Annotated in this window: 8 protein-coding genes; 7 read left to right on the plus strand and 1 reads right to left on the minus strand. The window is 32.7% G+C overall.

Annotated features, from left to right (window positions below; all coding sequences use genetic code 11):
• Positions 1-205: 205 nt before the first annotated feature.
• Together ACTCDL_RS11460 and ACTCDL_RS11465 are read left to right on the plus strand one after the other, a co-directional pair.
• Complete coding sequence (locus tag ACTCDL_RS11460; protein WP_463176643.1) at positions 206-2,713, plus strand: bifunctional aconitate hydratase 2/2-methylisocitrate dehydratase; 2,508 nt, start codon at positions 206-208, stop codon at positions 2,711-2,713.
• Between the two features lie 320 nt (positions 2,714-3,033).
• Entirely contained in the window at positions 3,034-3,729 is a 696-nt protein-coding gene (locus ACTCDL_RS11465) for an SDR family oxidoreductase (RefSeq protein ID WP_463176644.1), read from the plus strand.
• A gap of 178 nt (positions 3,730-3,907) precedes the next feature.
• On the opposite strand, the gene ACTCDL_RS11470 is transcribed toward ACTCDL_RS11465, so the two are convergent.
• Entirely contained in the window at positions 3,908-4,822 is a 915-nt protein-coding gene (locus ACTCDL_RS11470) for a hypothetical protein (protein ID WP_463176645.1), read from the minus strand.
• 145 nt (positions 4,823-4,967) lie between these two features.
• On the opposite strand from ACTCDL_RS11470, the gene ACTCDL_RS11475 reads away from it, so the two are divergent.
• The 5 genes from ACTCDL_RS11475 to ACTCDL_RS11495 all read left to right on the plus strand — a co-directional run bounded on the left by ACTCDL_RS11475 (position 4,968) and on the right by ACTCDL_RS11495 (position 9,295).
• A complete protein-coding gene (locus ACTCDL_RS11475) occupies positions 4,968-5,900 on the plus strand; it encodes an AEC family transporter (protein ID WP_463176646.1) in 933 nt (310 codons plus the stop codon).
• 23 nt (positions 5,901-5,923) lie between these two features.
• Complete coding sequence (locus tag ACTCDL_RS11480; RefSeq protein WP_463176647.1) at positions 5,924-6,772, plus strand: DMT family transporter; 849 nt, start codon at positions 5,924-5,926, stop codon at positions 6,770-6,772.
• A gap of 106 nt (positions 6,773-6,878) precedes the next feature.
• Entirely contained in the window at positions 6,879-7,301 is a 423-nt protein-coding gene (locus ACTCDL_RS11485) for a CBS domain-containing protein (RefSeq protein WP_463176649.1), read from the plus strand.
• A 239-nt stretch (positions 7,302-7,540) separates the two neighbouring features.
• Positions 7,541-7,930: a B12-binding domain-containing radical SAM protein gene (locus ACTCDL_RS11490; protein ID WP_463176651.1), complete on the plus strand. Its 390-nt coding sequence runs from the start codon at positions 7,541-7,543 to the stop codon at positions 7,928-7,930.
• A gap of 21 nt (positions 7,931-7,951) precedes the next feature.
• Positions 7,952-9,295, plus strand: coding sequence for a B12-binding domain-containing radical SAM protein (locus tag ACTCDL_RS11495; protein WP_463176653.1), 1,344 nt, complete (start codon positions 7,952-7,954; stop codon positions 9,293-9,295).
• Positions 9,296-9,442: the final 147 nt, after the last annotated feature.

Below are 9,442 nucleotides of genomic sequence, written 5' to 3' on the forward strand. Positions count from 1 at the left end.
GTCATAAACTAATTTTACACTAAAAACAGGTTTTTAGGAACCTGTTTTTTTCATATTTAAATACAAAAGGGGCGTCTCATTTTGAGACAGCCCCTTTTTATTATTTTGCTATGGAGTTAATCTTAAATAAAGTAAATTAGCCAATTTGTAAAATTATAAATTTTATTGTATAATTAATTAAAAATATTTATCATAGGAGGAGAGTATGGAGAAGTTATTACCAGTACTAGAAGCTTATAAAACAAAAGCTATAGAACGGAAAAAAAATTATGATTTAGACCCAAGACCTTTAAGTAAAGAAGAGGTTGAAGCTGTTGTTGAAGGTTTAACTTTAGATAATCTGTCAGAAGATAATTTTGTTATATTTGAAAAGGAAAGCTTAGATAAGTTACTTTTAAGATTAATTTCTCAAGAGGTAAGAAGAGGAACGTTCCCATCTTCTTATGCAAAAGCTGAGGGCTTAGCTAAGTTTGTTAAAGGTGAATTAACAAGTGATTATTTATCTAAAGAGGCTGCTTTAGATCTATTAGACAAGATGCAAGGGGGGGCAGCTGCTGTAGAATTAGTTACTTTATTAGAGGAAGGTTATTATACTGAAGAGATATTAGAGATATTAAAAGATACGGTTTTAGTTAACTCCTCTGAATTTAATAGATTAGTAGCTTTAGCTGAGGATAATAAGGCAGTTAAAGCTGTAATTAAAAGCTGGGCAGAAAGAGAATTTGCCCAAGACTGGAATTTAGCTGATAAATATCAGGGATTATCGATTAAGGTTGGAAATAATATTACTACAGGGCACTTAAGTCCATCTAAAAATGCTGATAGTAGAACTGATCACCCATTGCATGCCCAGTTTATTATGGATGGTAGAGAAGATGAAGCAGACTTTATGGACAGGCTGAAGGAGCTAAAAGAGAAAGATGAGAATATCTTTTTTGTAGCAGGGTCGGCACTGGGAGAGGGTTCTTCTAGAAAATCTGCTACTTATACTATGTTACAGGTCTTAGGTAAGCCAGTCGATGGAGAGCCTGAGAAGAAGGCTGGAGGAGTAGTTGTTGCTAAAAGTATGGCTCCAATCTTTAAAATCTCTTTAATGGCATCTGCTATCTTGCCAGTTATCTGTGATACAGATAGTATTAATGAAGGTGACTCATTAGAGTTAGATGTAGAGAATAAAAAATTGATAGTTAATGGAGAAGACAAGTTAGATGTTAAGCTACCGATTCCTTTCCAACTAGATAAGATAGCTGCTGGAGGAATGACTTACTTTGATGCAGGTAATGAGCTACAGAAGTGGGCAGTTCAATATTGTTTGGATAATGATATTGATTTTGATCAAAGTAAAGTTCCTGCTTCTGTAGAAAAGGAAAAGGAGCGAGTACCACAGACTCTAGCTCAAAAGATTGTGGCGATGAATAGACTAGATGGAAAGGATACCATCTTAGCAGGAGAGACTGCTGAAGTGAAGATCAGAGGTGCATTCTCTCAAGATACTACTGGTCCAATGACTTTAGAAGAGTATCAAGCTATGGCAGGAGGAGATTTTGGAGCATTTGTAGTACAAAGTCTGTGCCATACTGGAGAATGTCCATCTAGTGAAGATAGAGATAGACATAAATTTATTGATGAATTTGTAACCGCTCGTGGTGGAGTCTGTCTAGAGACTGGAGAAGGAATTATCCATACTATCGGTAACCGTTTTGTATTACCGACTGATGTGATCGTAGGAGGGGATTCTCATACAAGAACTCCAACTGGAGTATCCTTCCCAGCAGCTTCTGATATTATTGCTGGTGTGATGAAGTACGGCAAACAGGACTTAACTATGGATGAATCTGTTAGAGTTATCTTTAAAGGTGAGCCTAAGGAAGGAATCACTGCTAGAGACTTGGTTTCTACTTTGGTTGTTTATGCTGACAAGACTGTTGGTAAAGATGTTTATACTGGTAGAATCATTGAGATGGAAGGTGTAGAGTTCTTAGATGCTGACGAAAGATATATCTTGACAAATGCAGTAGCTGAGAGAAGTGCTTCTGCTGGTACAGTTCCAGCTGATGAGGTAACTATTGAAGCTATTGAGAAGAATTTAGAGTATCTAAAATCTAGATCTGATGCAGATATTTGCCCATCTGTCAAGGATACAATCAAAGCTATAGAAGAGTATCTAGCTGAGCCAGTTCTACTTGAAGGTGATGACGATGCAGATTATGCTGCTACTATTGAGATTCCTTTAGATGAGGTCACTGAACCATTAGTAGCTAAACCACATCATCCTGATAATGTAGCACCTTTATCAGAGATAGCTGGAATTAAATTAGATGAAGTATTCATCGGTAGCTGTGTTGGTGGAGATTTAGAGAGTATTAGAGCAGCAGCTAGAATAGTAGAAGGGCATAAGATCCCTCATGAGGTTAACTTTGTAGTCTGTCCTGCTTCTAGGGATATCTATAATGAGTTGGCTCAAGATGGTAGTCTTGCTAAATTAACAGCAGCTGGAGCTACTATTACTATGCCTGGTTGTGGATTGTGTATGGGTAATAAGCGTAGAATTGGTGCAGGGTCAACTGCATTAACAACTACAACTAGAAACTATCAATCTAGAATTGGACCAGCTGACTCTCAAACCTACTTAGGTAGTGCCCATGTAGCAGCTATAGCAGCTATTTTAGGTAAATTCCCTACAGTAGAAGAATACTTTGATATGTTTAAATAAGACTAAGTTTAAGTATGAATAGATTAAAGCCCCTCTTGTTTAGCAAGGGGGGCTTTGACTTATATAGATGTTTTGGGATTAGTAGAAATTGAGATGATAGAATGATAGTGCGACACTTTGTGTCGAGTGTGAGCTATGAGTGTGTGTAAAACTTCTTTTTATTGGGGGTTGCTCACACTCACACTAATTTTAAAAGTGTCGCAATATACCCACATTCCCCTTATATATTAAAATATAATAATTATAATTCTAGGGCAGAATTAATAGTAATAGACGCCTTAAAAACTATAGTTTAAAATAATATAAAAAGGAGTGTAGGGATGTTAAAAGAAAAGGTTATAGTAATTACTGGAGCAGGAAGTGGTTTGGGTAGAGCGATGGCACTATTGTTTGCTAGAGAAGGTGCTAAAGTGATCTTGGTGGGAAGAGGTACAGAGAAGTTAGAGCAAACAGCTAAATTGATTAGCGAAGATGAGGGCTATGCTGATATATTTACTGCTGATATTACTAGCTATGAAGAAGTTAAGCAGTTGTTTAGAGTTGTGAAAGCAGAATATTATCGAGTAGATATTTTGATTAATAATGCTGGTATGGGTCGTTTTGGAGAATTGGAGGAGTTGTCATTGGAGGATATTAACCAAGTGATAGATACTAATTTAAAAGGAACTATCTTTTGTAGTCAACAAGCTTTAAGGCTGATGAAGAAGGAAGAAAGCGGTCAGATTATTAATATTATCTCTACAGCAGGTAAAAAAGGAAAGGCTAAAGAGAGTGTCTATTCTGCGAGTAAATTTGGAGTGAGTGGCTTTACTAAGAGTTTGCAAGAGGATTTGAAAGGAAGCGAGGTCAAGGTAGTTGGAATCTATATGGGGGGGATGGCAACACCGTTTTGGCAGGACATCAGAGAGGATACAACAGCCTTTATGCCCCCTGAAGATGTGGCTAAGGTCGTTTTGGATGTTCTAAATAAGCCTAAAAGTATGATATTATCTGAGGTTGTTATAGATAGAAAATAAAATAAAATAAAATATAATATAATATAATGTACAATTGACAATTCACAATCAATACTATCAAAATAGATACTACTAATAATAAACTGATAAAATTATGATAATCAATTCTTAATTAGAATTTTTAGGAACTTATTTTCTGATTTTACATTGATCATTGTCAATTGTAAATTGAATTAACCTACAATGAAATTAATTCTAAGTCCTTAGGTAAATCAGCTAGGTTGATGACTAATTTTTTATCATCATTATTCTCTTCTATTTTGCAGATAAAGCTACAATCATTATCAAAGTTTAGTTCCAAGTCATCATTATAGTTGACTTCTAATTTACTTGGAAGATTTAATTTATTAAAGCCAATTATCATCAGTTCTGGTGAGGTAATTATTCTATAAGATGATTCAATACCTATAATCAACTTAAATATTTGACGGGTATGTTGTTCATCATTGATTTGATCTAATAATTTTGCCATATTACCTAGAACATCCTCTGAATTATTTAATATCTCTCTAAGTTCTGCAAGTAAATAATTATTACTCTTTATTTCATTTTTAGGTTCATTGAGTTTTAGTTCTTTAAGATTATTCATCTCTTTTTGAATAATTAGGTATAAATCATCAACTTGAGTTCCTTCATAAAAGGTAATTCTTATATTTGGATTATTCTTTTGATTAGAGTCGGCTGTTCTATCTATAATAATTTTTGTTAGATTATCGGAGAATAATTTGGTCTTAATCCAAGCTAAGACCTTATCGGCAAATTGATAGTAATCCTCTCTGAGAGCTTCTGATAAATCTTCAAAAATACTTAGGTCTCTTTGTTGTATTAATTTACTACGGTTAGTAAATTGTAAGATAATATTATTGCCTTTAATCAAATCTTTGAATCTATGACAGATAATAAAATTTAATAAATCCATATCAAAGGAAAGTAAATTTTCTTCAACTAAATTTAATAATTTAATTAAGTTATTATTATTCATAAATTCTAAGCTATTACTATTGAGAGCTGATCTTTTGAGATAATCCTGTAAAAGTTTTGTGTTTAACTTAAAGTCTTCAGTCAAATCTTTAAGTCTATAATAACAAGTCATAGTGAACTCCTCCTCTATAGTAGGTTAATGCTAATAGAAGACTTATAATTTAATTATATTAAAGTTTTTTAGAAAAACAATATAATATATGTAGTGGTTGATTTTATTATGAGACTATTTTATCAATTAAAGTTTAGAAAGGGTGATGAAAATTAATTTTTCTACAGTATTTAATCAGACATTGATTCTGTTTTTTCTTCTTTTATCAGGTTTTATTATTAAAAGGCTAAAGGTTGTTGATGAACATCTTAGTAAGAATTTAACTAATGTGATTATTTATTTGACCTTACCGGCTTTGATTATTGATTCTATGAATTATGATTTTACTTTAGAACGTTTAAGTAATTTAAGAAATGTATTTATAGTAACTTTGGGTATCTACATAATAATGATTTTATTCTCTTATCTAGTAATTCGTTTGTTGCCAACCACAGATAAAGAACGTGATATTTTTCAGTTTATCTTAATTTTTTCTAATGCTGGATTTATGGGATATCCAGTAGTTGATGTTATCTTTGGCTCTGAAGGATTATTTTTAGCAGCGATTTATAATCTGCTCTTTAATGTAATAATTTGGACTTTAGGGGTAATGATTATGAGCCGTAGCCATCAAAAAGATAAAGGAATTGATTTTAGTGAATTATTCAATCCTGGGATTATATCTGTAGGAGTTGGTTTTTTGCTATTTATTTTCTCTATTAAGTTACCTGTAGCTATCACACAAACTTTAGAAATATTAGGTCATTCTACTACACCATTATCTATGTTAGTAGTAGGTTCTATATTGGCACAGGTTAAGTTGACAGAAATCTTTTATAATTGGAAGCTCTGGATTATTAGTGCTATTAGATTACTTATCCTACCTATTGGGGTACTGCTTCTCTTAAAGGCTATACCTATAGAATTAAATTCGTTGGTTTTAGGTGTATCGGTAATCTTGACTGGAATGCCTGCTGCTGCTAATACAGCTATCTTTGCTCAAGAGTTTGGTGGTGATGCTGCTTTAGCTTCAGAAGGGGTATTTTTAAGTACATTATTATCAATTTTAACAATTCCCTTAATAGTATATCTATTGTAGTTTTGGTAAAGGAGGACTATGTTTTGTTAAGTGAAGGTAAATTGGGTTACTTATTTATTATAATCTCTATGTTCATCTGGGGCAGTATTGGATTATTTGTACGTTGGATTCCTTATCCTTCAGAGTTAATTGTCTTCTATAGAGTATCTTTTGCTTTTCTATTTTTATTACTTATATCAGTTTATAAAGGTGATTTAAAGGTATCTTTTCAAGTTAATAATAGATATGTAGTGATATTCTCTGGAATAGTATTGGCTCTTAACTGGATATTCTTCTTTCAAGCAATTAAAAATACTAGTATTGCTAATGCTACTTTAAGTTATTATACTTCACCAGCCTTGGTTGTGTTACTATCAATTTTATTTTTAAAAGAGAGATTAAGTATTAGAGGGATCATATCTTTAGCCTTAGGAATTTCAGGGATATTTATTATGATTTTAAGCTCTAACAATAATCTAGTTCTAGAAGGTATAATAGGGGTAGGGTATGGGGTCATAGCTGCTTTTTGTTATGCTTTATTTACCCTTTTGTCCAAGCAGATCAATGGAATCTCTGCTCGGGATTTAACCCTACTACAGACAGGTATTTCTATGATTATGCTATTTCCTTTTGTTTTAGAGGGGGAACTGCCAAATCTTAAGTCATTTTTCCTATTGGCTGTTATTGGAATAATTCATACTGCCCTGGCTTTGATGTTATACTTAAAGGGGTTGAGGATGAGTAAGGTGCAAGATGTAGGAATATTAAGTTACCTTGATCCTTTAAGTGCTATTATATTTGCCATAGTTTTTTTAGGAGAGATACCTACTTTTTCAACCTTTATTGGAGGAGCATTTATTCTGATTAGTAGTTACTTGATAATTGGAGAATAGTTTATTGTTAAAATTTATCATATTTGTTCAAAATATGTCTAGGTTATTTAGAATTAAAAAACTCTAATTACACATCCTAATCTTGAAAAGGAGGAGGATAATCAATATGCAAATCAGAGATATCATGACAAACAATGTATCAACTGTTGCTCCCAACTCTACTGTGAACGAGGCAGCACAGATTATGAAAAATCTCAATGTAGGTGCTGTTCCAGTGACTAATGGCACTCAACCTGTTGGTATTATCACAGACCGTGATATTGCTATACGTAATACTGCAACAAATGGAAACATTAACGATCAGGTACAGAATTGTATGTCTGGTAATTTGGTCTATGGTAATCCAGAAATGAGTGTAGAAGAGGCTGCTCAATTGATGGCAGAGAACCAAATTAGACGATTACCAATCGTTGAAAATGGAAATTTAGTTGGTATTGTTGCTTTAGGAGATTTAGCTGTACAAGATAAGAGTGATATGGAAGCAGGTAATGCATTATCAAGTATTTCTGTTCCAAGTAAACCCCAATAATAGTATATTTTGATTTATAGTCCCTACTCTTATGAGTGGGGATTTTTACTTTTTTAGTTGTGATTAAATAATTAATTGACAAATCTCTTCAATTCTTATAATCTAAGAAATAAAGAAACAGTTTGCAATTGATAGTGTACAATGTACAATTAAAAGATTAAAAAACTATGTTAAATTTTTTGAACTTAACTGTCAATTGTCAACTGTCAACTGTACACTGAAATAAAGGAGTTATCAACATGAAAACCTTACTTACTACATTAAATTCTAAATACATACATTCATCCTTAGCTTTGCGCTATATTAAAAGCTATTGTGAAGATGAGTTTGATATTAATTTGGAGGAATATACAATCAATCAGCATAGTGATGATGTTGTAGCAGAGCTTTATCGTCAGCAGGCTGATCTTATCGCCTTCTCCTGTTATATCTGGAATATAGAGCAGACTTTAGAGATTATCAGTCTGTTAAAGAAAGTGCAACCAGATGTAAAGGTTTTATTAGGAGGACCAGAAGTCTCCTTTGATCCAATCAGAACAATGGAAGAGAATCCTAGTGTGGATTATATTATTTGTGGTGAAGGTGAGATTACCTTTAAAGAATTTTTGGACAAGTTAACTACAAGCTGAGATTTATCTACAGTAAAGGGTTTGGTCTATCGGGAGGATGATAAAATTATCAAAAATAATCCCCGTCCAGTCATTGATAATTTAGATAAAATACCTTCTCCATATCAAAGTATGGAGGGGTTAGAAAATAAGATAATCTATTTTGAATCTAACCGTGGTTGCCCTTTTAACTGCCAATACTGCCTGTCATCTACCTTATCTTCAGTGAGATATTTCTCTTTAGAGAGGGTAAAAGAGGAGCTATTAAAATTTATTAAGGCTAAGGTCAGACAGGTTAAGTTTGTAGATAGAACCTTTAACTGTAATCCAAGGCGGGCTTTAGAGATATTTAAGTTTTTATTAGAAAATAAGCCTAATAATCATGAGATGAACTTTCATTTTGAAATAACAGCAGATTTATTGAGTGATGAGATAATTGAATTTTTAGCTAATGTACCTCAGGGATATTTTCAGTTTGAGATTGGGGTACAGTCTACCAATGCAGAGACTTTAGAGTTGATTGATCGAAAGATGGACTTTGAAAGATTAAGTGAAGTGGTTAGAAAGTTATCTAAGCCTAAAAATATTCATTTACACTTGGATTTGATTGCTGGACTACCACAAGATGATTATCAGAGCTTTAGAAAGTCCTTTAATGATGTCTATCGGCTTAAATCAGGGAGATTGCAATTAGGGTTTTTAAAGTTAATCAAGGGTTCTGGCTTGCGTATAAGAGAAAAAGAGTATGAATATATCTATACTCCAATGCCACCCTATGAAGTTTTGGCAAGTAAGGAGATAAGTTATAGTCAGATGTTAAAACTGAAGATGATAGAAGAGGTCTTAGAGACCTTTGGCAATTCCCATCATTTTGATTATAGTGTCGAGTTTATTGAGAAGAACTTCTATGAGAGTCCTTTTGATATGTATGAAGCTTTGGCTGAGTTTTGGGAGCAGAAGGGGTATTATCGGTATTCCCATAAGTTAGAGAGTCTGTATGAATACCTGCAGGAATTTTATCGAGAGTATTGTCAAGTTAAAGAAGATATTTTTGATGAACTATTAAAATTTGATCTATTATTAGAAAGAAGAAAGGTGAATTTAACAGATTTCTTAAATAAATATGAAATTGAAGATTATAAGTCTAGATTCAAAGACTTTATCAATAATGAAGAGATGGTTAAAGAATATCTACCTGAATTAACTGACTTAAGTTCTAGACAGATACAACGGCAGATTCAAGTTGAAACCTTTAAATATGATATTTTAGATATTATTAAAAACCCTACCAAAAATATAACAGAAGATTATACAGTGCTTCTTTTTAACTATTATAGCAAGGAAAATCTATTTAATAAAGCTTTATTTAGGCAAATTGATATTTAATTCTCATAGGGGTACAAATATCCAATTTTAAAGTGAGACTTAATGGGGATAATGCGACACTTGTGTCGAGTTGACAGTGGTTTACACGAAGAGTTTTAGTTTTTAAACTCGTAGGGACGGTGTACAGTTTACAGTTAAAAGATTAAA

Source organism: Orenia sp. (assembly GCF_055140805.1).